22 protein-coding genes are annotated in these 22929 nt (G+C 33.5%); 10 read left to right on the plus strand and 12 right to left on the minus strand.

Annotated elements, in window-relative coordinates; translation table 11 throughout:
• Positions 1-175: 175 nt before the first annotated feature.
• The 4 genes from ACVQ8P_RS03335 to ACVQ8P_RS03350 all read right to left on the minus strand — a co-directional run bounded on the left by ACVQ8P_RS03335 (position 176) and on the right by ACVQ8P_RS03350 (position 5727).
• Complete coding sequence (locus tag ACVQ8P_RS03335; RefSeq protein WP_462297486.1) at positions 176-877, minus strand: DnaD domain protein; 702 nt, start codon at positions 875-877, stop codon at positions 176-178.
• A gap of 69 nt (positions 878-946) precedes the next feature.
• Positions 947-2248 carry an asparagine--tRNA ligase gene (gene asnS / locus ACVQ8P_RS03340; protein WP_462297487.1) on the minus strand — a complete coding sequence of 434 codons (1302 nt, stop codon included), beginning with the start codon at positions 2246-2248 and terminating at the stop codon, positions 947-949.
• Positions 2249-2338: 90 nt separating this feature from the next.
• Positions 2339-2725 carry a cell wall elongation regulator TseB-like domain-containing protein gene (locus tag ACVQ8P_RS03345; RefSeq protein ID WP_462297488.1) on the minus strand — a complete coding sequence of 129 codons (387 nt, stop codon included), beginning with the start codon at positions 2723-2725 and terminating at the stop codon, positions 2339-2341.
• Positions 2726-2913: 188 nt separating this feature from the next.
• Entirely contained in the window at positions 2914-5727 is a 2814-nt protein-coding gene (locus tag ACVQ8P_RS03350) for a helicase C-terminal domain-containing protein (protein ID WP_462297489.1), read from the minus strand.
• A 196-nt stretch (positions 5728-5923) separates the two neighbouring features.
• Between ACVQ8P_RS03350 and mvk the strand changes: the two genes are divergently transcribed.
• From mvk to fni, 4 genes are read left to right on the plus strand one after another with little or no spacing between them, the layout of a single operon-like run.
• Positions 5924-6889 (plus strand): mevalonate kinase, encoded by a 966-nt coding sequence (gene mvk / locus ACVQ8P_RS03355; protein ID WP_462297490.1) that lies wholly within the window; start codon positions 5924-5926, stop codon positions 6887-6889.
• Positions 6879-7844: a diphosphomevalonate decarboxylase gene (mvaD, locus tag ACVQ8P_RS03360; RefSeq protein WP_462297491.1), complete on the plus strand. Its 966-nt coding sequence runs from the start codon at positions 6879-6881 to the stop codon at positions 7842-7844. Before mvk ends, mvaD begins: the two co-directional genes overlap by 11 nt.
• A 30-nt stretch (positions 7845-7874) precedes the next feature.
• Complete coding sequence (locus ACVQ8P_RS03365; RefSeq protein WP_462297492.1) at positions 7875-8942, plus strand: phosphomevalonate kinase; 1068 nt, start codon at positions 7875-7877, stop codon at positions 8940-8942.
• 26 nt (positions 8943-8968) lie between these two features.
• Positions 8969-10006, plus strand: coding sequence for a type 2 isopentenyl-diphosphate Delta-isomerase (fni, locus tag ACVQ8P_RS03370; protein WP_462297493.1), 1038 nt, complete (start codon positions 8969-8971; stop codon positions 10004-10006).
• A 77-nt stretch (positions 10007-10083) separates the two neighbouring features.
• On the opposite strand, the gene ACVQ8P_RS03375 is transcribed toward fni, so the two are convergent.
• Both ACVQ8P_RS03375 and ACVQ8P_RS03380 read right to left on the minus strand, forming a co-directional pair.
• Positions 10084-11049 carry an ABC transporter permease gene (locus tag ACVQ8P_RS03375; protein WP_462297494.1) on the minus strand — a complete coding sequence of 322 codons (966 nt, stop codon included), beginning with the start codon at positions 11047-11049 and terminating at the stop codon, positions 10084-10086.
• A gap of 22 nt (positions 11050-11071) precedes the next feature.
• Positions 11072-11395, minus strand: a complete 324-nt coding sequence (locus ACVQ8P_RS03380) for a metal-sulfur cluster assembly factor (protein WP_462297495.1) — start codon at positions 11393-11395, stop codon at positions 11072-11074.
• Positions 11396-11566: 171 nt separating this feature from the next.
• Here ACVQ8P_RS03380 and ACVQ8P_RS03385 point away from each other — a divergent pair, with 171 nt between their 5' ends.
• Positions 11567-12379: a Cof-type HAD-IIB family hydrolase gene (locus tag ACVQ8P_RS03385; protein ID WP_462297496.1), complete on the plus strand. Its 813-nt coding sequence runs from the start codon at positions 11567-11569 to the stop codon at positions 12377-12379.
• 89 nt (positions 12380-12468) lie between these two features.
• On the opposite strand, the gene ACVQ8P_RS03390 is transcribed toward ACVQ8P_RS03385, so the two are convergent.
• Together ACVQ8P_RS03390 and ACVQ8P_RS03395 are read right to left on the minus strand one after the other, a co-directional pair.
• Positions 12469-12657 carry a 2-hydroxymuconate tautomerase gene (locus ACVQ8P_RS03390; RefSeq protein ID WP_462297497.1) on the minus strand — a complete coding sequence of 63 codons (189 nt, stop codon included), beginning with the start codon at positions 12655-12657 and terminating at the stop codon, positions 12469-12471.
• Between the two features lie 14 nt (positions 12658-12671).
• On the minus strand, positions 12672-13562 hold the full coding sequence (locus ACVQ8P_RS03395) for a YitT family protein (protein ID WP_462297498.1): 891 nt from the start codon (positions 13560-13562) through the stop codon (positions 12672-12674).
• A 207-nt stretch (positions 13563-13769) separates the two neighbouring features.
• Here ACVQ8P_RS03395 and ACVQ8P_RS03400 point away from each other — a divergent pair, with 207 nt between their 5' ends.
• The gene (locus ACVQ8P_RS03400; protein ID WP_462297499.1) at positions 13770-15206 is read left to right on the plus strand and encodes a C69 family dipeptidase; all 1437 of its coding nucleotides are present in this window, start codon (positions 13770-13772) and stop codon (positions 15204-15206) included.
• Between the two features lie 34 nt (positions 15207-15240).
• Positions 15241-16713, plus strand: a complete 1473-nt coding sequence (gene yjeM / locus ACVQ8P_RS03405; protein WP_462297500.1) for a glutamate/gamma-aminobutyrate family transporter YjeM — start codon at positions 15241-15243, stop codon at positions 16711-16713.
• A 43-nt stretch (positions 16714-16756) separates the two neighbouring features.
• Here yjeM and ACVQ8P_RS03410 read toward each other — a convergent pair whose 3' ends face one another.
• A complete protein-coding gene (locus ACVQ8P_RS03410) occupies positions 16757-17155 on the minus strand; it encodes an iron-sulfur cluster biosynthesis family protein (protein WP_462297501.1) in 399 nt (132 codons plus the stop codon).
• 74 nt (positions 17156-17229) lie between these two features.
• On the opposite strand from ACVQ8P_RS03410, the gene ACVQ8P_RS03415 reads away from it, so the two are divergent.
• Both ACVQ8P_RS03415 and ACVQ8P_RS03420 read left to right on the plus strand, forming a co-directional pair.
• Positions 17230-18222 (plus strand): MBL fold metallo-hydrolase, encoded by a 993-nt coding sequence (locus ACVQ8P_RS03415; RefSeq protein WP_462297502.1) that lies wholly within the window; start codon positions 17230-17232, stop codon positions 18220-18222.
• 35 nt (positions 18223-18257) lie between these two features.
• Complete coding sequence (locus tag ACVQ8P_RS03420) at positions 18258-19472, plus strand: multidrug effflux MFS transporter (RefSeq protein WP_462297503.1); 1215 nt, start codon at positions 18258-18260, stop codon at positions 19470-19472.
• A gap of 57 nt (positions 19473-19529) precedes the next feature.
• Here ACVQ8P_RS03420 and ACVQ8P_RS03425 read toward each other — a convergent pair whose 3' ends face one another.
• Positions 19530-19952, minus strand: a complete 423-nt coding sequence (locus ACVQ8P_RS03425) for a hypothetical protein (protein WP_462297504.1) — start codon at positions 19950-19952, stop codon at positions 19530-19532.
• Between the two features lie 168 nt (positions 19953-20120).
• Here ACVQ8P_RS03425 and ACVQ8P_RS03430 point away from each other — a divergent pair, with 168 nt between their 5' ends.
• A complete protein-coding gene (locus ACVQ8P_RS03430; RefSeq protein WP_462297505.1) occupies positions 20121-21035 on the plus strand; it encodes a protein kinase domain-containing protein in 915 nt (304 codons plus the stop codon).
• 185 nt (positions 21036-21220) lie between these two features.
• Here the strand turns inward: ACVQ8P_RS03430 and ACVQ8P_RS03435 are convergent, their stop codons facing one another.
• Both ACVQ8P_RS03435 and ACVQ8P_RS03440 read right to left on the minus strand, forming a co-directional pair.
• The gene (locus ACVQ8P_RS03435; RefSeq protein WP_462297506.1) at positions 21221-21829 is read right to left on the minus strand and encodes an SHOCT domain-containing protein; all 609 of its coding nucleotides are present in this window, start codon (positions 21827-21829) and stop codon (positions 21221-21223) included.
• Between the two features lie 76 nt (positions 21830-21905).
• The gene (locus ACVQ8P_RS03440; RefSeq protein WP_462297507.1) at positions 21906-22853 is read right to left on the minus strand and encodes an Ltp family lipoprotein; all 948 of its coding nucleotides are present in this window, start codon (positions 22851-22853) and stop codon (positions 21906-21908) included.
• Between the last annotated feature and the right edge of the window lie 76 nt (positions 22854-22929).

The raw sequence follows: 22929 nt of genomic DNA on the forward strand, positions 1-22929 counted from the left end.
TTAAAAATTTTAGCCAGTATCGTTTACGTATTTTGAGTACAATTAAATTTTAAGCAAAAAAAGAAACCTGTTATCAAATAACAGATTTCTCAATGACAATTTCACCAACAACAGTTGACGAAGAGCCAGTATTTGACTGTTGACAGGCACTTTTTTTATAATTTCAAATTTTTCATCAGTTTGACCAATGATATAGTGGAATCTCTGGCTTATCACCCGACTTATTTGAATTATCATTATTATTTGAAAAATTCTTCTGTTGTCTTTTCTCTTTATCTTTTTTTATATCTTGACTTGTTTTGATATGTTTCTTTTCCCAATTTAGTAAAATTCTATCCATATATTTTAAACTATAGGCTTGATTCAACACAGCTTCTTTAAGCGCCATCAGAATAAGCTCTGGTTTATAATGATCTTGGTCAATCCACATGCTGATACTTTCTAATTCCATCGGCGATAACGGACGCCCAAATTCAACTTCGATTTTTTCATAAACATCTTTTCGAGAATTATTATCTTTAACAACTTCAACCTTTTCTTGTACTCTTTGACTCAAGTTATTTAATTTTTCATACAAAGCGTTAAAATCAAATTGATCAGTACTATAGCCATTAAGATCATCAATTGTTTTAATAGAAATAACTTTTTTCTCAATTAATTTTTGCAATAAGGTATATGTTTCTTGAGTTGTAACCCCCATTTGACTTGCTATTTGATTTGTATCTGGGAACTTATTCCCGGCTTGATTAAAGCTTAACAAATGGATTAAAAACAGCAATTCATCGCCAGTTAATCCAATTTTTCGATAATTCTGTAAAATTAAATTAGAAACATGTGTTTCTCCTGCTTCTAAAAATTGACTCATAAATTGTTCCATACTGAACTTCCTCCTCAATAACAAAAAGAACCTTAAACATTTTTTGTTTTAAGGTTCTTTCTAACTGCTTTATGGGTAAATACGGTTTAATAAACGTGGGAATGGAATAGCTTCACGGATATGTTCTTCACCTGTAATCCAAGTTGTTGCGCGTTCTAATCCAAGACCGAAGCCTGAATGAGGAACACTACCATATCTTCTAAGATCTAAATACCATTCGTAATCTTTTTCATTAAGGCCAGCTTTTTTAATTTGGGCCATTAAGTTGTCTAAATCAGTTTCACGTTCTGAACCACCGATAATCTCGCCATATCCTTCAGGTGCTAACAAATCAGCACAGATAACAACATCTTCTCTTGTTGGATGTGGTTTCATATAGAATGGTTTAATTGCTTTTGGATAATTTAAAACGAATACTGGCATACTGAAATGCTCTGCCAAATAAGTTTCTTCTGGAGAACCGAAATCATCTCCCCATTTAGTATCAGGAAATTCACCAGAATTTTGCAATAATTCAATGGCTTCATCATAAGAGATTTTAGGGAATGGTGTTTTCGTATAACTTTTTAAGACTTCTTTATCTCTTTCAAGAATATCTAAAGCATAGTCACAATTATCCAAAACATTCTGAACTAAGAAAGCAATATATTGTTCTTGAACTTCAAGACTTTGTTCTTGATGCATGAATGCCATTTCAGGTTCAATCATCCAAAATTCAATTAAATGACGTCTTGTCTTAGATTTTTCAGCTCTAAAAGTTGGTCCAAAAGAAAAGACTTTACCAAAAGCCATTGCACCAGCTTCTTCATACAATTGACCTGATTGTGATAAATAAGCATCCTTGTCAAAATATTTAGTATGGAAAAGTTCAGTTGTTCCTTCTGGTGCGCTACCAGTTAAGATGGGGGCATCAATCTTGATAAACCCTTCTTTATTGAAAAATTCATACGTTGCACGAATAATTTCATTTCTGATTTGCATAACCGCAAATGGTTTTGTTGAACGTAGCCATAAATGACGATGATCCATCAAAAACTCTGTTCCATGCTCTTTAGGCGTAATTGGGTAATCTTGACTATCACCAACTAATTCAAGCGATTTTACTTCAATTTCATAACCAAATGGTGACCGTTTATCTTCATGAATTTCACCAATAACATACAAGCTAGATTCTTGATGTAATTCTTTAGCCATTTCGAAAGTTTCTTCACTAACATTACTTTTTATAACAACTCCTTGGAAAAAGGCGCTACCATCTCGTAATTGTAAAAAGGCAATTTTACCACTTGATCTTTTGTTAGTAAGCCAAACACCGATTTTTACTTCTTCATCAACATGATTTTTAGCATCAATTATACTAATTGTTTTCAATAAACTTCCTCCTCATTACGATCCTAGTTACAAGACCGATTTCATTCCTTTTATAATATCATTAGTCGGATATATTAGTCCATAAGACAATTAGATATTTTCAACAGATTTCAAAATTTTCCCATTTGAAAATTGAATAGTCTCATAGCAAAGTGCTTTTTTCTTATTCAAATAACTAACTTCCCATGCAGGCACACCATTGTATATACCAAGTCCAACATTCAATATTTTACTTGGCTTTTTTTCATTCCAGATATAAGTTAAAATGTCATTTTTTGACTTGCCATTTGATTGAGATAGCACTTTAACTTTTCCACCTTTTTGAGCAACAATCACGTAAATATTTTTATTATCTTTTGTTGTACCCGCAACTGTAAAATAAGTTGCGTTTCTATTATATCTATAAAATGCAGTTTCTTTGTCTAAATTCGCGTACTTTTTAGCGATTGTAACTGCCTCTTTTTCTGCAGTAACCATTGGAGATTTCGCGCGATTATACAAAATGAAAGCTCCTACTAAAATAACAATTATAGCACCGAGTATGGAAAGAAAAACGACATTCTTTGATTTCTTTTGGGATCTTCGCATAACTAATTTTACTCCTGTCTTAACTTTGTATTACCACATTATAACAGACATTCTATGATTCCGATTGAATATCATGATCAACTAAAGAATTTCTTTAAATCAGTAATGATAGCCAACAATGGCTCATTTGCAATTGGTAATTTTTCTGGCAACACATCAATCATTTGTTTGCCATAACTCTGATTAATTAAACGATTGTCTAACACAATCATTGCACCCTTATCAGTTGGTGTTCGAATTAAGCGTCCAAATCCTTGTTTAAGTTTCATTGTCGCTCTTGGCAAAGAATAATCACTAAAGACATCTCTACCTTGCCCTTCAAACTCTTTTTCTTTCGCTTTGACGTTCAATGATTCTGGTGACTCAAACGGTAACCGGGTCACAATTAAGAGCTCTAATCTATCATTTGGCAAGTCAACGCCTTCCCAAAAACTTCCGGTACCCAATAAAATCGCATCCTTGCCTAATAAAAAGCGCTTAGTTAATTTTTCAGGTCGTCCTGTAATCCCTTGGACTAGAAGCTCACGATCAATGTGTAATCCTTTCTTCGTAAGTAACTCATAAACATTCATGATTGTATCAAGTGAATTGAATAAGATAAGTGTTTGACGACGTTGTGATTGAATGATTTGATAAATTGAATCAGCTAGATATGCCTCATAAAGGTCTTTTGATGAACGAACATCAATTGAGTCATTTGCTATATACAATTTAGCTTGGTTCACATAATCAAAAGGACTTCCTAATTTTTCAATTTTATAATTATCTTCACGAATATCTAACTGATCAACAATATAATTTGGATTATCAGGCAATAATAATGTCGCTCCTGTGAACGTTAAATGATTGAAGTGTCGATAAATGGTTTGCGAAAGAAAATGTGTCGAATCCGATAAGCTAAATTCAAATTGCAACTTGTCTGTTTGTCCATTAATTGGAAAGCTCAGCCAAAGGACCTTTTCATTTAATTTATCCTGATTTTGATCAAAGATACTCCAACCTTCAAGTTCTGCAAATAATTGTTTAAAAAAGCTATGGACACGACTCAAAAGTTGCCGTTCTTCTCGACCAACATTCTGTTGATTTTTCGCAACTATATATCGGTCTTGCAAAATGTTATCATCTCTTTTTAATAGAGGTAATAGTTTCGAAACGGATTCAATCACAATTTTATTTCTGTTAATTAATTCAATTAACTCAGTCGCTTTTAAAATAATTGCTTTACCAGTTGTGTCATTTTTTATTTTTGAATTTCTATTAATTCGTCGACCATATTCCCTTGAAAGTTGTTTAATGAGTATCTCAACTGATTCCCGTAACTTTCTAATTTCAGTCAACAATTGATTGTTTTCACCAATTGTTAAAAAATTAGTTGCCATTAAATTATTAAAAGAAAATTTTTGTGAACTTTGCATACTCGTTAAAAGTGAATCACATAGATTAATCATCTTCCAAAATCGAATGCGCCCTTTATTTGATTGCAATGCGACATCCGCCAGATGCTGTGCTTCATCGACAATCAATTCAGGTGCACTTTTAGTGCGGTCTGAATTGAACAAGTCCGGATGTTTCATCAGAAAAGCATGATTCGTAAAAATAATTGCTGTCGTTTCAACTTGTTTGTATAATGCATTAATAAAATCAACTTCAAAAAATGGATCAGTCAAGACCAAGCTTCCAACACCATGGTGCTTAATTTGATTAAAAATAGGATTTTGATAACTTGATAATCTTAACTCATCTAAATCCCCAGTCTTAGTAATTGTTAACCAAACCAAGATTCGAATCTTCATCAAGGCTACCTGTCCTGAGGATTCTTTTTGCGTCAATTCTTTTTTGAATTCCGCCAAATTTATGTAATGATTGCTCCCTTTCAAGTTAACTGCAGTTGTTTGAAAAGGTAATAATTGATTAAGTAGTGGTAAGGCCTGATTCATTAACTGTGTCTGAAGTAACGTTGTTGCACTACTAATCACAATTTGCTTATGGTTCTGGGCATAATACGCAGATGGTATTAAGTAACCCAACGTTTTACCAATTCCCGTAGGTGCTTCAACAATTAGTGTTCGTTCATGGCTTTTTAAATGTGCATCAATGATATCCATCATTTTTGCTTGTTCAGGTCGCCAACTTAACAACGTTTCAAAGATTTTTTTCTTATCTATTTCATTTTCTGGGTAATCATAGTTCGTTAAATTAAAAGTATTTTGTTTCCTACGTCGAAGAACGAGACCCCCAACAATATGTAAATAATTGGGAAGTCTTTCTTGATTCATTTGCTTATCATTATAAGCATCCAAAAATAATTCTTTCGTATTTCTTAATAAAAATGAACTCAGTTGATTTATTTCAAATAGTGTTTCTCTCGGAATTGTTTCTAAACGCGTTAATAAAAAAATAAACAATTCGGCAGTTACGTGAGCATCACTATCAGCATGATGCGGATTTTCGTGCGTTAAATTCAGATATTGACTTAAATCTTTTAATTTAAAACTAGGTGCCGTTGGCAATAAAATCTGACTAAGCTGAACAGTATCAATGCCCTTGATTGTTAATGCAGGATAGCCAACCCGCTCCAATTCACTATTTATAAATGGTAAATCAAAATTAATATTATGCGCAACAAAAACAGTATCCTGAAGAAGGGCATAAATAGTTGCAGCCACATCTTCAAAATACGTGGCCTTTCTAATTTGACGGTTTGTTATACCCGTTAATTCCGTAATAGCTTTCGGAATTGCCATACCAGGATTAATATCAAATGAAAAAGAATTTATTATTTTATTTTTTTGAACCAAAACACAACCAAATTGAATCATTCGGTTACCACTTTTAAGATTCGTTCCTGTCGTTTCAATATCTACCACGGCGTAAATCGTATTTTTATTCATTGCAGTTTATCACCAGTCTTTTTAAGTTAGCGCTTCTATGTTTTTATTTTACCATATTGCTTAAAGAATCATATGCTAAAACCTAAATCATTATGAATTACCTAAGTTCATTTAGTCAATTATAGCCATAACGACGATTTTAAGGTATGATAATAGAAGTAAATTTATCCGGAGAGGACTCTTTTTTTTGAACAATTTGTCAGATAATTTAATGCACAAAGCAATTGGTACTAGTCATGCCAAAATTATACTAATCGGCGAACACTCTGTCGTTTATAGTCAACCAGCCATTGCACTTCCCTTACCAAACGTGAAGATTTCAGTTTCAACGGAAGCTATGGCCGATAAACAATGGATCACAAGTCGTTTTTATAGTGGCGAATTAAAATATGTTCCAATGAATATGCGTGGCATCAAACAAGTCGTTCAGCACATTTTACAATTATTGAATAAGCAAAAACAATCTTTTAAATTAACGATTGACAGTGATATTCCTTCTGAACGTGGTATGGGATCTTCAGCAGCAACAGTCATTGCTATCATCAGAAGCCTATATACTTTTTTTAAAACTGATATTAGTCGCGAAGAACTCTTACTGATTGCCAATATTGCTGAGACGACCACACATGGTTCTCCAAGTGGCATTGATGCAGCAACGACGAGTAGCCATGATCCAATCTGGTTCATTAAACATCAAGAAGCTTATCCGGTTCCATTAAATATAGAAGCAACTTTAGTCATTGCAGATACTGGTATCAAAGGAAAAACTGGCCTGACTGTTGGAAAAGTTCGTGATCGTGTCCTATCAAGTCCTGATACAACTGAAAAAATAATTGCTGAACTTGGTCAACTCACGAGCATGGCTAAATCTCAAATTGCCACAGATGATGCGATTAGTTTAGGCCATACTTTAACGCGATCACACGAATTATTAAAAGACTTGGGCGTTAGTCATCCAAAATTAGATGCACTTGTTGAAACGAGTTTAGCAAATGGGGCTTTAGGAGCCAAACTGACTGGTGGTGGTGGCGGTGGCTGTATGATTGCCCTCGTTAAAACATCTGAAGAAGCCTTAACGCTAAGTCATCTCTTAAATCGAAATGGTGCGATTGCAACCTGGATTCAGCCCCTTAAAAAGGAGTCACAAGATATTGAAAAATAAAGTTTCCGCACGTGCACATACTAATATCGCACTCATCAAATACTGGGGTAAAGAAAATCAAGATTTGATTATTCCCTATAACAGTAGTCTTTCTTTAACATTAGATCATTTTTATACTGACACAACGGTCACTTTTGATGACACATTATCCGAAGATCATTTTTACCTAAATAATCAACAAAAAAGCGATAAGAAAGTCTCTGCCTTTTTAGACATTGTGCGTCAAAAAGCAAAAAAAAATATGTTCGCCAAAGTAGAATCGATAAATCATGTACCTACTTCAGCTGGACTTGCCTCATCAGCCAGTGCGTACGCTGCCCTGGCAACAGCAGCTAGCGCAGCAATTGGATTAGATTTAACAAAACGTGAATTATCACGACTCGCACGTCGTGGTTCCGGTTCAGCTAGTCGTTCTATTTTTGGCGGTCTTGTTGAATGGAAAAAAGGACACAACGACGAAGATTCTTTCGCCGTCCCCATTGAAGAAACTATTGACTGGGATATTCAAATGATTGCTATTATGATTAATAGTCATGAAAAAGAAATTGGTTCTCGCTCAGGGATGCAGCACTCTGTAGATACGTCCCCTTTTTATCACGAATGGGTTAAATCTTCTGAACGTGATTTAATTGCAATGAAGCAAGCCATTTCGGAAAAGAATCTTGATCAAGTTGGTCAAATTGCTGAAAATAATGCAATGAAGATGCACGCAACAACTTTAAGTGCTAATCCCAGCTTTACTTACTTTAATCCTGATAGTATTCGTGCAATGGATGCTGTTCGTGAATTACGACAAGCTGGTATTACCTGTTACTTTACAATGGATGCTGGTCCAAATGTTAAAATTATTTGTTCTAAAGCTGAAACACCTTATATTTTAAATAAATTAAGTCCTCTTTTCGGCTCAGACAAACTTCTAGTCGCTAAACCAGGACCAGGGGTAACACTCATCTAATGTTATCCCTATCGAAAGGAATTGAGCCATTTGATTACCGCTAAAGCACCAGGTAAACTTTATATTGCAGGAGAATATGCAATCGTTGAACCTGGATCACCAGCAATTATTGTTGCTATTGACCAATTTGTGACCGTGACGATTGAAGCAAGCAAAGAAATAGGCAGTATCTCGTCCAAACAATATCAAGAAAATTCTTTATTCTGGCATCGTCAGGGAAATGACATTATTTTTGATAATCGAGATAATCCGTTTCATTATATATTATCAGCAATCCATCTAACTGAATTATATGCACAATCTGTTGGAAAACAAATGGTTAACTATCACGTTAACATTGATAGTGACTTGGATAGTACTGACGGGAAAAAATATGGTCTCGGTAGTTCTGCCGCTGTCACCGTAGCAACTGTCCGTGCCCTTTCTCAATTTTATAAGTTAACATTAACAGAGAACGCACTTTTCAAATTAGCCGCAATGGCTCATTTAGATGTTCAAGGAAATGGTTCACTTGGCGACATCGCTGCTAGTGTTTACGGGGGCTGGATCGCCTATCATTCATTTGATCGAGACTGGTTAAAAATTATGAGACAAGACAAATCATTAACTGAACTTCTAACTATGGATTGGCCCTTGCTTTCCGTTAAACGCTTAACGCACCCAAAAGACTTAGACTTATTAATAGGTTGGACTGGTTCTCCAGCCTCAACTTCCATTTTTGTTGATAAAATGGCCATTTTCAAATCAAAACAAAAAGCAATTTATACTCAATTTTTAGAGGCTTCAAAAAAATGTGTCACAGCATTGATTAAAGGTTTTGAATTAAATGATTCTGTACTTATTCAAAAAGAAATCACAAATAACCGATTAATTTTACAACGTTTGGCCAATGCAAGTCAGATTATTATTGAAACTAAGGCACTAACTACCCTTTGTGATTTATCAGAGTCTCAGCATGCCGCCGCAAAAACATCAGGTGCTGGTGGTGGTGATTGTGGTATCGCCTTAGTAACATCTGAAACCAACCGCAAAAAATTATTTAAAGATTGGGAAAAAAATCATATCCAACCCTTAAATATTAAAGTAACATTATTATAATTGGATCGTTAAGATAAGGAGCTTTTATGGTTGAAGACGCTAATTTAATTCAAAGTCATCGAAAAGACGAGCACGTATTTATCACTGAAAAATTATTCACCTCTGAATCGAAAAATCAATTGAATGAAATCAAGCTTGTTCCTTCAAATTTACCTGAGCTTTCTGTCAGGGAAGTTCAATCTAATGTTGAACTTCCCGATTTTTCATTTCATTCACCCTTCTACATTAATGCTATGACTGGGGGCAGTGAACAAACAGGACTCTTGAATCAACAACTGGCTGAAGTCGCAGCCATGACAAATACACCGATTGCGACAGGATCACAAAGTATTGCTTTAAAAGATCCTTCAGTAGCACATACTTTTAAAATTCTACGTGAAAAAAATCCAAATGGCCTAATTTTTTCCAACTTAGGTGCCAATGCTACGCTAGATCAGGCCAAAAAAGCAGTTGATATGATTGAAGCAAATGCCCTTCAAATTCATATCAATGTTGCTCAAGAAATTGTTATGCCTGAAGGCGAACGCGAATTTCACTGGTTAAAGAATATTGAAAAAATTGTGAATCAACTTGAAGTACCCGTCATTGTTAAAGAAGTTGGTTTTGGCATGTCACATAAAACAGTTCAACAATTATCTAATATTGGTGTTCGTTATGTTGATATTTCTGGCCGTGGTGGCACAAATTTCGCAAAAATTGAAAATGAACGTAGACATGATAAAGATTTTTCCTTCCTTGAAAATTGGGGCCTCACAACAGCTGAAAGTCTCATCGATACACAATCATTGCAAAATGACTTAACAATTTTTGCCTCTGGTGGTGTTCGGACACCATTAGATATCGTTAAGTGCCTTGTTTTAGGTGCTAAAAGCGTCGGTTTATCAGGGACATTCCTGCATATTCTTAATAAACAAGGACAAGAAGCGCTAACAAAGACTATTTTAGACTATCAAACAAAAATTAATATGATTATGACTCTACTTGGCACAAAAACCGTAGCCGATTTACCAAAAACTAGAATCATTTTATCCCCTGAGTTACAAAATTTTAAAAATACTAAATAGCGATAACGACATAAGTAAAGGCCTCAAATCATTGTTAGAAGAAACTAACTGATTTGAGGCCTTTACTAATTTTATTCTTATTTATTAACTCTTTTGCGAATCATCAAATAGAAAATACCTGATGCGATGATGAAAAGAATTCCCTCAAACTCATACAAAGCCAGCATATTTGTTTTAATAGAAAATTGTTCTTGCCCAATCGCTGTCCCTATTAAACCACCAACTAAGAAAGAACCCATATAAATTAACAGATTATTCCAAATAATTACTCGGTTTGATTGTTTGATAAATTTTTGGTTACGTATTTGCTTGCTAACGCCAATAATCCAGATATACGTTGCCATCATAACACCAATAACAACAGCTAATAAGCCAACAGCTTGCTGCCAATGTCTACTAATCCATGAATGGTCCGTCAAAATCAGCTTATCCTTAACTTGTTTTGACACTTTTGTATTAGTTAGTTCAGCAGTTAATGTATCCTTCGTCACGGCTTTTTTTGAATCAATAATAATTTTCGCATCATGTGCCCTTAAGTTACTTGTATCAGCAGCCGACATTGCGATAAAAATTTGATTATCCAGTTCAGAATTATATTTATCACCCATAATACCAATAACAGCAATATATTGCCCATTTAATTCGTAGTACTGTTGATGAAATGGTGAATACAATTTTTTTTCTACATTTCGGCCTACTACCGCTACTGGAACTTCAGATAGAAAGTCATTACTTGAAAAGAACGTCCCCGAAATCATTGGGGGTTGTTCATATTTGCCTTTTGCATAAAAATAAGACAGATTTTTCTTATTTTTAACTTGATAATGGATTTGAAAATTTGAAATTTTCCCTGAATTTGCCAACGACTTATTATACTTATCTAAATCTTGTTCTTTTGTTTTAAGAACATAAGCATTTTCAGATAAATTATGATTATCTAATTTTGTAATCAAATCTTTTTCTTGCATCTTAAAAAATAAAAATGTGGTAAAAAATGTCAATAACAAAATGACTACTATAAATATGTACCGCCTTCGCATCATTAATTCAATTACCCCTTAATTTTTAATGTACACCCAATGCCATTTTTGCGTATCTCGACATACGCTGAATTGACCAGGCTGGACTCCAAATAAATTGGACAGTCACTTTTTGTATTTCTACAATTGGTTTTAGTGCCTCTTCTACCAAATCTGATAAAACACCTGTTAATGGGCAACCCATTGTTGTTAAAGTCATTTGTACATTACAATAATTATTGTTGTCTAATTCAACTTCATAGACCAATCCTAAGTTAATAATATCCATATCCAATTCTGGATCTATCACTTTTTCTAGATGTTCCAAAATATCTTGCTTAATAATTTCTGCACTTCGTCTTTCGCTCATAGGTTCAACCCTCTCTTAACCAGCTAATAACAATAGTTTATCGTTTCTATTTTAGCATTGCAATCTATTATTTTGATGTTATTAAACTCTTTACTTTTACTAAAAAGTAATTGTACTAGAATTCAACGCAGTAATATGATATTTTAAGTGAAGCTAATGGAGGACAATAATATGAATAAAAAATTAATCACAATTGATTTAGATGGTACCACTTTAAATAATGATGCAGAAGTTAGTTCTACAACAAAAAAAGTACTTAATCAGGCAACCGCTGAAGGTCACATTGTCAGTATCGTCACTGGCCGCCCCTACCGTATTTCAAAGCATATCTATGACTCATTGGGATTAACAACTCCAATGATTAATTTTAATGGGGCATTAGCCCATATTCCACACAAAGATTGGGATAAATCTTACGAATACACCATTAATCGAGATATCGTTTTTGATATTCTTAATTCTAGAAAAGAATTAGGTATCAATATGTTAGCAGCTGAAGGAAAAGATATGTTATTGGCTGATAATGCCAGTCAATTGGTTAAAGGTTTTTTTCCACAAGATTTAAAATCAAATCAAATCCTTAATCAGAAAAATCTAAAAAAGGATCCAACATCAATCACTATGTTTGTTGATCAAGATAAAAAGCAATTAATTACAAATAACCTACTTAAAAAATATGGCGATGTAATTGAAGTGAATACTTGGGGTGGCCCAAAAGCCGTTCTTGAAGTTGTTTCAAAAGGCATTCAAAAAGCAATTGGCGTTTCTTATCTAGCGGATTACTATGGTATTGCGCAAAAAGATATTGTTGCCTTTGGTGATGAAAGTAATGATAAAGAAATGCTTTCATATGCTGGTTGGGGCGTTGCAATGCAGAATGGGACACCTGCAATTAAAGACCTAGCTAATGATGTTACCTCTTTAAATAATCAAGAAAATGGCCTTGCTCATTATTTAGAAAACTATCTAAATTTAGCAAAATAATTATCGTTAAAACCCAGACAAGTATGCAGTCTGGGCTTTTTTTACAAAAAAATGACTTTCAGGATAGCCCGAAAGTCATTTTAACGCTCTTATTTTTCGTCACTTTTTAGAACGCCACCAACACTATAACGGTCTTTACGCATTTCATTCAAAATGACATGAATATGTTCTGCTGGTGCACCCGTATTCTTTGAAACTGCACTAGTGACATCTTTAACTAAATTCTTAAGTTGTTCTTGTGAACGCCCTTCGATTAAATCAATATTTACAATAGGCATACTAAATCTCCTTTTTATTTTGCTGACTGTTCTCTTCGCAATAGTTCCTGTTGATCTGCATCCAAAAAATTCCCCTCAATATCGGCAGTATTCACCAAGTTAATAAAGGCATGCGGATCAACTTCACCAATTGTCATTTTTAAATTATATAATTCATAGCGCGTAATTACCAACATTAAAACATTACTGTCTTCATTTGAGAAAGCCCCTTTTGAATCAATAACCGTAATACCTCGGATTAACGATTTTTGCAGGGCACTGACGACCGTTTCTGCTTTTTTAGTGACAATAAATGCTGTTAATTTTTGATGAGAAGTATGAATGCTATCAACAACTCGTGACATAGCATAATTTGAAATAATGGTATAAAGGGCACTTTCCCAGCTAAAGTAAAAACCTGCCGTTAAAATAATAATCATATTCGTTAACAACATTAATGACCCAACCGTTCGCCCCGTTGTTTTAGTTAGAACTAATGCAATAATATCCATACCACCCGTTGAAAACCCATATTTCAATGCAAATCCAACGCCGGCACCCGTGATCACACCACCAAATAATGCTGCCATTAATGGATTATCTGATAACTGATGTACCGGTAAAATAATAGTAAAAATCGTCGTCACTGCAACAGTTAAAATACTATAATACGTGAAGGTACGACCTATTTTATACCATCCTAATAATCCAATTGGAATATTAAAAAGTAAAATTAAATATCCAGTATCAATTTTAAAATGAAATAAATCATTTGTAATTGATGAAAATAATTGCGCAATACCATTAATTCCGGCTCCAAAAATGTTACCAGGAATTAAAAAAAAGTTCAGTGCTAGCGCACTTGATAAACCAGCAAAAACAATAACACCAAGTCTCTTGCCAGTATCAGAAATAGATAGTTTCATAAATCGCCCTCCTTTGTTTATTATTCTATATATTTTACCTTTTATTAAGTAAAATTATTAATAAAATGAGAAATCTCTCATTTTAAATTTCCATTAAACTAACCTTATACAGCATAACCCTTTAAATATGAATATTTATTGCTCCAAATATAAATTAAATGATAAAATAGGAAGATATAAATTTACTCACAGAGAGGAGATATACTCATGACAATAGACCCTTTTAGTTTTTCAGCATGTACAAGTATTTTAGCTGGTTCCAAAGCAACTGCAGATGGTTCAACATTTATTGGTCGTAATGAAGATGCAAAGACAGCATGGCCAAAACATTTTATTGTTCACTCCCATACTGAATTTAAGCAATCACCCGTATTTGAATCACCTGATAACCACTTTAAAATGCCTTTACCAAATATTCGTGGCAAATATTCAGCAACTCCTGAATGGACCCCTGAATTTGGGATTTTTGAAGAAGATGGCTTTAACGAATATGGTGTTGCGATGAGCGCGACTGAAAGTGCCTACGCAAACAGTCGTGTTCTCAGCTATGATCCTTTGTTAACTGAAACCGGGATTGGAGAAGAAGCAATCGTCACAATCACACTTCCTTATATCCATTCTGCAAGAGAAGGTGTGCGCTATCTCGGCTCACTAATTGAACAATATGGTTCAAGTGAAACAAATGGCGTCTTGTTCTCTGATCAAGAAAACGTTTGGTATATGGAAATTGCGACAGGCCATCACTGGGTTGCACAACGTATACCTGATAATTCTTACGCCGTTGTTGCAAACCAACTGGCTATTCAAGAAATTGATTTTACTGATTCTGATAATTTCATGTTTAGCACCGGTATTCAAAAGTTCGTTTCTGATAATCACTTAAATGGTCAAAATAATTCATTTAACTTTAGAAATATATTTGGGACGCAAAATCAATCTGATGCAATCTACAGTACACCAAGAGTTTGGTATGGCCAATTACTTTTGACACCTTCAGTAGAACCACAGGATCCTATGAGCATGAATTTACCCTTCATTCGTCAAGCAGACCATTTAATTCAGCTCGAAGACCTGGAACAAATTCTTGGATCGCATTTTCAAGGAACCCAATATGATCCAATTGGCTCTGGGTCAATTAGCGACAAACATAAATTCAGACCTATTAGCTTAGCAAAAACGCAGGAATCACACATTTTACAAATTAAACCTGCCTTACCCTTTGAAATTGGTGGTATTCACTGGTTATCAATGGGCGTCACCGCACAAAGCGTTTACGTTCCTTTCTTTGCGGGTATTTCGGATACACCAGAGAATTACAAGATTGGTAGCGATGTGTATGACGATAAATCTGCTTACTGGTTATACAAACAATTGGGCATTTTAGTTGACTCTCATTATTTAGAATTTGGTCCTTTATTAAAAAATCTCCAAAAAGAATTAGCGAGTCAATTTAATGCCTCTGTAAAATTAATTCAAACAGATGCCATTTCAAAAAGTGGTCCAGCACTCACAGATTTTTTAACTAAAGAAAATCTAAAGTTGGCTAATACCACCGAAATTAAAGTTAAAGCCTTAATTGGTCAGCTAATTACATTGTCAACTGACTTCTCACCATTGAATTTTAAAACAGACCAAAATCTATAATTAATCAGAAACCGAAAGGAATTATAACAGTCTTATGGACAAACAAAAGAAGATTTCCCTAACAAGTTTCATTTTAATGATTTTCACTACCATTTTTGGATTTGCTAACACCCCTGTTGCTTTTATTCAGATGGGGTATGCCAGTATTATTTGGTACGTTTTAGCCGCATTTTTCTTTTTCTTACCAACTGCATTAATGTTTGCGGAATATGGTTCAGCTTTAAATGAATCAAAAGGTGGTATTTATTCTTGGTTAGCTGAATCAATCGGCCCAAAACTCGCCTTCACAGGAACCTTTATCTGGCTTTTCTCATGGGTGGTTTGGATGGTATCTATTTCCTCTAAAGTTTGGATCCCGCTTTCAACAATTTTTGCCGGAAGTGATCAAACCCAATCTTGGGCTATTTTAGGTCTATCTTCAACACAATCTATTGGTGTTCTAGCCATTATCTGGATTATGTTGGTTACCTTTATTGCTAGTCGTGGTATTAGTAGCATTGCCAAGATTTCTTCAATTGGTGGTATCGCAATTTTAGGTTTAAATGCTATTTTCTTAATTTTAAGTATTATTATTTTAATTGTTAATCATGGTGCACTTCAAGAACCATGGCACGGGATGACAAGTATCATGACTTCTAGAAATCCTAACTACCAATCACCCATTGCTTTGATTTCATTTATTGTTTTTGCAATCTTTGCATATGGTGGTATGGAATCTGTTAGTGGTGTGACGGATAGTATTAAAAATCCCAAGAAAAACTTTCCAAAAGGTTTAATCATCTCAACTTTATTGATTCTTTTTGCTTATTCAATCTCAATCTTTTTCTGGGGTGTCAGCACCAATTGGAGCAAACTTGGTGGTCAAAATGCTAATTTAGGTAACATCTCTTACGTCTTAATGGAAAACTTAGGTAACTTCGCAGGTCATAGCTTCGGAATGAGTGCAGGTGCGTCAACAGTATTTGGGCACACACTTGCTAGAATTACTGGTTTAAGCATGTTTATGGCTTATACAGGCGCATTCTTCGTTTTAATCTATTCACCACTTAAATCATTTATTCTTGGAACGCCTAAAGACATTTGGCCAGCTAAAATGACGAAATTAAATAAACATAGCATGCCAGAATTTGCAATGTGGATTCAAGCTGCCGTCGTTATTGTCATCATTATGGCTGTTTCATTTGGCGGTTCAAATTCAGCATTATTCTATTCAAAATTAACATTAATGGGAAATATCTCAACTTCTGTTCCTTATTTATTCTTAATTGGTGCCTTCCCATTCTTCAAAAATCGTCAAGATTTAAACCGACCTTTTGAAGTATATAAAAATAAAACAGCTACAATTATCATTACAATTTTCGTTTGGTTAGTTTTAGCCTTTGGAATTCTATTCACTGTTATCAGTGATACATTAAGTAATGCACTCTGGATGATAGCTGGTCCTGTTATTTCAGGATTAATTGCCTTCCTCTATTACTCACGTTATGAACGTAAAATTAAAAAATAATCAAAAAATAGCGTAAACAATAAAAATTGTTTACGCTATTTTTTTAAATTTTAATAAAATTTTCTAAACTAACAGTCCCCGTCAATAAACCTGACTTATCGCCATGTAACGACAAACTATTAAAACGATCATTAACTAAAAGCTGCATATTATCATCCATATACGTCTTGCTATATCCCTTTACTCTAATTGGACCCAGGTCAGAATCAATAACTTCTTCGTAAGCACTACTATCATTTTGGTTATTAACAATTAAAATTCTAAAACTCGAATCTAATGAGCAACTACCTTCTTTTGATAATGCACCAACACCATCATCAAAATCAAGTAAGATTTGTGAATCATTACCAACAGATGTCTCAATTTTCTTCTTTGCATCTTCACTAATTTTTAAATACATGAGCTCACCACTTTCTTCTTCAATAATTAAATTGTACACCATCTATTATTCAAGACAACTATGACGACTTGAGACCATCGTGGTATGATAGTTTTAATTAGAAAGCGAGGTACACAATGACTACAATTAATCTGTCCAAAAATTCATTTGGTAATAGCATACAATTCAAAAGTTCACATTCAATCATCCAATTTGATAGTGCATCATTACCAAACAATGAAGTAGATGTGCTTTTATTAACCCATTTTTCAGTTGCCATTCATGAAAGACTGCTTAAATCTAACCCAAATCCAACTTTACCAATCTATTTGTCTAAAGAAGCCTTCGAGCTAAAACAACAGCTTGTCTTACTAGGCAAAATTAGTAAAACAGACTTAAATTACAAAATTATCCCAGTTAGCGTCCCACTAACTATTGGTGATTTTATAATTACAGCTTTTCTATCAGACTCAATCTATACTGGTTCATTAGCTTTTTTAATAGAAGATAATAAGCATAAGCGAGCTTTTTTCACTGGCGATACACGATTAAATGGGCCTCATAAAAAAAGAACAAAGAAATGGATTCACAGTGTTAATCAACTACCCTTAGATATCATCATTTTAGATGTTCCTTATGAAACTGATGTTAATGACTACACTGAAACTACAATTTTAGATCATCTTAATAAGCTTTTATCTGTACCAGAATTAACTTGTCTCAACGTCTCTGCCGAGAACCTCCATTTAATCCATGGACTAACCACTCTGGCAAAAAAATTAGAAAAAACAGTCGTGCTTAATCCTGACTTAAATCGTTTATTAACGTATTTTTATCCTGATACTGAGGTTCTATCATTAAATGCTGAAACTACTTTAGCCGTTAAAAATGAGCCAGATAAATATATTTTAGTCACAACTAAAAATATGGCAGCACCATTTAATATAACTGCTAAAAATCAATATTCACTTCTTGATTTTTTGGAACATTCCAAAAATATAAATGAACTACCTATTAATTCTCATTTATCGCCGTCAGACATCCATGAGTTATTAAATAGACTAGCCAATAAACCTAAACAACTCATAGTCATAGATCCATTTTTCAAAGATAATAGTGTAACTTACTAATATTTATTTTAATCATTAAAAAGGACGTGAATCGATTGGTTTTACCGTATTTCAAAAATCCCAAAAAACATGAATTATTTTTGACCGTTCTTCTAGGAACATTAAGTGCATTTGGCCCACTTTCAATGGATATGTACTTGCCAGCATTACCTACTATTCAGCAGCACTTACATACAACCGCATCTCTTACCCAATTAACGATTACAACTTGTTTACTAGGGTTAGCACTGGGACAATTAATCGTTGGGCCGTATAGTGATAAAATTGGTCGTAGAAAGCCATTGCTTTATGGACTCGTGATATTTGCCATGACTTCTATTACCGCAGCAGCAAGTCAGAATATAACCATTCTAATTATCATTCGATTACTACAAGGATTAGCTGGATCAGCTGGGCTTGTTATCTCACGAGCAGTTGCCCGAGACTTATACACTGGAAAAAAATTAACTAAATTTTTCTCTCTTTTAATGGCAGTTAATGGTATTTTCCCCATTATTTCGCCAATACTTGGTAGTTTTATTTTAAAATTTATGTCTTGGCGTGGCATCTTTGTTATTTTAACAATAATCGGTTTACTACTATTTATTCTCGTATTAGTCACCTTACCTGAAACGAATCAAATTACACTTTCTAAATCAACATCAAGTGATTCTGGCTCAACCAAAAATATTCTAAAGAATTTAATTTCTGATAAATTCTTTTTGAGCTATGCGCTAATCCAAGGCTTTATCTCTGGAGCGATGTTCTGTTATATTTCAGGATCATCTTTCGTTTTACAAAATTTATTCGGATTATCGTCTAATCTATTTAGTTTGGTATATGCAATCAACGGGCTAGGCATTGTCTTAACGTCACAACTTAGTTCCCGTATTTCAGATACCTTTTCTGAACAAACTGGCCTAAAATTAGGCGTTTATCTAGCCTTATTAGGTAGCTTGTTATTAACAACTTCATTATTTATTAGTCATTCATTGTGGCTTGTACTCATTAGTTTATTTCTCATTGTTTCAATGGTCGGAATTGTTAACACAACTGCATTTTCATTGGCCATGCAACAGCAAGGTCAACATGCCGGAAGTGCTTCTGCTATTCTTGGTGTCGGTATGAACCTAGTTGGAAGTCTTTTATCTCCATTTGTAGGTATTATGGGTGATCACTCTTATATTCCGATGACCATTTTAATTTTAATTTGTGAAATTTGTGCTTTACTTGTTTATCTTAATATTTCTACAAAAAAAGTTATGATTTAAGTTCTAAATATAAAATAAAACAGCTATAACTATCCTTAATAGATAGCTGTAACTGTTTTATTTTTCTTCATATAAGGGTTCAAGACTATTCATCGTTAAATGTGTTTCTAAGTCAGATTTATTTTCCGAATGTAATAGCGAATAAATAATATACGCATCTCGCTTATTTTTTGCGTATAATTGAGAATAGTTACTTTGCTTCAGCAAAATATTCATTTCTTCTAAAGATAACTTAAACCCAAATCCCAATAAAATTAAAGCATCTCTATTAGGATTACGTCGGCCATCAAACCATTGGTAAGCGGAGCTTGCATTTAAGTCAGCTCGTCTAATAACATCAATTTTTTTAAGCTTTTTCAATTTTAATAATTTTTTTAAATGTCCTGCTACATCGCTTGGGATAAATTGATAGTCATTTAAATTATCACTCGAATTTGCACTTTTAATTTGATTAATAAATTCATCTGTAGTTTCACTCATTTTAGTACTCCCTACAACTATATATTTTTGAAAGGTTGCGACATTTTGCTATTTCCTTCAGACGTTACGATAGAAACTCTTTTACTTTCTCATGATTATCAAGTTATTAGCCATCTTAAATCAGACTCACAATCTCCGCTTCTAATAAAAAAACGTTCACAAATCTTTGTGGCTAAGTTAATTTCTGCTGACGATTTACAATTAATTACCGTTTATAATGAAAAAACACCACGTCACATGCCTAAAATTGTTGAATTTATTAATGAACCTGACTTTAAGATGACGATTACAGAATACATATCTGGTGCATCCCTAACTGATGTACTAAAAACAACTCAATTAGATTTTCAACAAATAACTAAACTAGCAACTCAATTATTAGATAGTCTTGCCGATTTGCACGAAGTTGGAATCTTACACCGCGACATCAGCCTAAATAATATTATTCAGACTACTGACAACAACTATCAGTTAATTGATATTGATGCAGCTAGAATTTATAAAGGAACCTTGCAAAGTGATACCGTCCATTTAGGAACTATTGGTTTTGCTTCTCCTGAACATTTTGGATTTGCTGAAACAGATGTCAGAAGTGACATTTATTCATTAGGCGTTGTTTTAAATCTAGTTCTGACACAATCAAATTTAGACTTAACGAATCAAAAAATACGCTATTTACAAAGTATCATCATAAAAGCAACTAAAATTGATCCAGCACAGCGTTTTCAAACAATTGATGAGATGCAAAAAGAGCTCCCTTTCAAAAGGATATCACATACTACTGTTACTTTTTTTGACTGGATTGCTTATATATTTTTTATCATATTATTTCTCGTTCAATTTAACATTGCTAACCCAGTCGAAACAGCATTCAACTGGATCATAATAATGACACTAGCACTTCTTCCCTATCTTTTTTTCAGATACCTAACTTATTTTAAGCACATAAAACAACTCAATTATTTTATCAAAGGGCCATTTTTATTAAAAATAATCGGTATCCTGTTATTCATCGTTATCTGGTTTACAATTAATGGTTTCTTATTAACTACGATTGCCTCTTTACTTGGTATCACCATATAATAACATGTTCAATAATAAGCGATTAAGTTATCAGCAAATATTTTCAAAAGTTAGTTAAATTTCAACAATATTTATGTCTAGATATTTGGACATAAAAAATTGCCTCATAATCGTTAGACTTATGTCTAACAATTATGAGGCCCCCTAAAAGGGTGTTTAGTTTCTTTTTAAAACAATACTAATTTTTACAAGTTTAAGAGTTCTTTCTTTTTAGCGTTGAATTCTTCTTCTGAAATGATTCCGTCATCCAGTAGTGATTTGTAACTCCTAATATCATCTTGGATATTAGAAGTGGGTTGATTAGTCATGATAGAATGCAATACTAAATTTAATTCTGATTTTTTTGTAGTTGATTTTCCTATATATGTTGAGAGTAAAATTTTCGATTGTTTAACATTTTCTTTTAACCAAGGAATCGATATTATATAAGTATACACAAGAAATTCACGATTTTTTTCATTTTTCATAGAGATTGTCATTTTTTGTGCATTAAACACTAATCTGCCATTAATGAGTCTCGATTTTTTAAGGTCTATATTAGTGAAATCATTTAATGAAATAAACATATCATTTCCAGAAAATTTATATAGTTTAGTTAGTCCAATAAATAATAATCCATCTGATTCAAAAGAAATTATATAAAATTTATCTATAAGTGATTTAATGGCTGATCCGAGAATCCATTCGCTTTTGCCAGTCGTTTCGGCAATAATAAAGTTGTTTTTGGTTGATGAAAAACCTAATTTTATTTTATATTCAACAACGCTTGAGATGCTAGTATCGCCTATTGCCATGTTAATACCCCTCCTTATTGGCTTTTAACGTGGATCATATCTGCACGTAGGTAAGTATGCTTCTTGAACTGAGAGATTACTTGGTTAAATGATCAATTGCATAATTTGCTTGTTCTGCTGTGAATTTTTCTCCAGCATCAGCAGTAAGTTGTTCTCGTATAGCTTCAGGTGACATTGACATATCATCTTGAAAATATTTAGCTGAAACCAAAGCATTAGCATTCCAGTCAGCATCTACATTATCAACTGCATATTGTGCCGCCTCTGCTGAGAATTTTTCTCCAGCATCAGAAGTGAGTTGTTCATATAGGCCAGCTTTAGACATATTATCGGTATTAGCAAAGTAATCAGCACTGTTTAAAGCACTTTTATATTCGGCAGGTACTGAGGCTTTAGCACTATGGGCTTCTTTTTTAGATTCGGAGCCTACTTTTGATGATTCGCCTTTTGATTTGTTTGTTGATGAATTAGAACTGTCTTCATTTGAGTCGGAATCATCGGAATCTAGACTATTATAATATTTTACTTGGCTAGATGTCACTGTTAAAATAGTTGGGTCTATTTTTGATGATGCCATGCTCATAATTTTTGAAGGAATAGTAACTGATGTCCATTTAGTTGTATAATTAGTAACGACAAAAATAAGTGCATTTATTTTTTGCCCAGTTTTTTCATTATCTGAATCTATTAATGAAATAGGATTAATGCTAGCAGAGAATTTTCCATTTTCAACTTTAGGGAAAGAAGTCATATCACTGAGAGATGCAGAAGCATTAAACCCGTAATTCATATTTTTATCATCAGCGACTGATGATAAAATTTTAGAACCATCTGGGGCATTAGTTGTTCCTTCAACTTCCCAATCATGGTACTCATTTTCTGTTATGCTTGTAATTTTAGTTGTGTATACTTTCCGATTATCAACTTTGGTGTTTTTTGTTGATGAATTGGAGGTAGTTGAACCACATGCCGTAAAAATTAACGTAGATAATAATAATGATGTAACTAATAGTACTTTTTTCATATGGTAATTCCTCCATAATCTATATTCCTACCCCTAGAAATATGATAAATTTTATTTACGATTTATATTTCTGTCC

This window comes from Dellaglioa sp. BT-FLS60 (genome assembly GCF_054941065.1).

Excerpts from the sequence above, each read along its gene's own strand:
- ACVQ8P_RS03335 (WP_462297486.1), bottom strand. The coding sequence starts at position 877 with ATGGAACAATTTATGAGTCAATTTTTAGAAGCAGGAGAAACACATGTT.
- ACVQ8P_RS03345 (WP_462297488.1), bottom strand. The coding sequence starts at position 2,725 with ATGGTTACTGCAGAAAAAGAGGCAGTTACAATCGCTAAAAAGTACGCG.
- ACVQ8P_RS03350 (WP_462297489.1), bottom strand. The coding sequence starts at position 5,727 with ATGAATAAAAATACGATTTACGCCGTGGTAGATATTGAAACGACAGGA.
- fni (WP_462297493.1), top strand. The coding sequence starts at position 8,969 with ATGGTTGAAGACGCTAATTTAATTCAAAGTCATCGAAAAGACGAGCAC.
- ACVQ8P_RS03375 (WP_462297494.1), bottom strand. The coding sequence starts at position 11,049 with ATGATGCGAAGGCGGTACATATTTATAGTAGTCATTTTGTTATTGACA.
- ACVQ8P_RS03380 (WP_462297495.1), bottom strand. The coding sequence starts at position 11,395 with ATGAGCGAAAGACGAAGTGCAGAAATTATTAAGCAAGATATTTTGGAA.
- ACVQ8P_RS03385 (WP_462297496.1), top strand. The coding sequence starts at position 11,567 with ATGAATAAAAAATTAATCACAATTGATTTAGATGGTACCACTTTAAAT.
- ACVQ8P_RS03390 (WP_462297497.1), bottom strand. The coding sequence starts at position 12,657 with ATGCCTATTGTAAATATTGATTTAATCGAAGGGCGTTCACAAGAACAA.
- ACVQ8P_RS03395 (WP_462297498.1), bottom strand. The coding sequence starts at position 13,562 with ATGAAACTATCTATTTCTGATACTGGCAAGAGACTTGGTGTTATTGTT.
- ACVQ8P_RS03400 (WP_462297499.1), top strand. The coding sequence starts at position 13,770 with ATGACAATAGACCCTTTTAGTTTTTCAGCATGTACAAGTATTTTAGCT.
- yjeM (WP_462297500.1), top strand. The coding sequence starts at position 15,241 with ATGGACAAACAAAAGAAGATTTCCCTAACAAGTTTCATTTTAATGATT.
- ACVQ8P_RS03410 (WP_462297501.1), bottom strand. The coding sequence starts at position 17,155 with ATGGTGTACAATTTAATTATTGAAGAAGAAAGTGGTGAGCTCATGTAT.
- ACVQ8P_RS03415 (WP_462297502.1), top strand. The coding sequence starts at position 17,230 with ATGACTACAATTAATCTGTCCAAAAATTCATTTGGTAATAGCATACAA.
- ACVQ8P_RS03425 (WP_462297504.1), bottom strand. The coding sequence starts at position 19,952 with ATGAGTGAAACTACAGATGAATTTATTAATCAAATTAAAAGTGCAAAT.
- ACVQ8P_RS03435 (WP_462297506.1), bottom strand. The coding sequence starts at position 21,829 with ATGGCAATAGGCGATACTAGCATCTCAAGCGTTGTTGAATATAAAATA.
- ACVQ8P_RS03440 (WP_462297507.1), bottom strand. The coding sequence starts at position 22,853 with ATGAAAAAAGTACTATTAGTTACATCATTATTATTATCTACGTTAATT.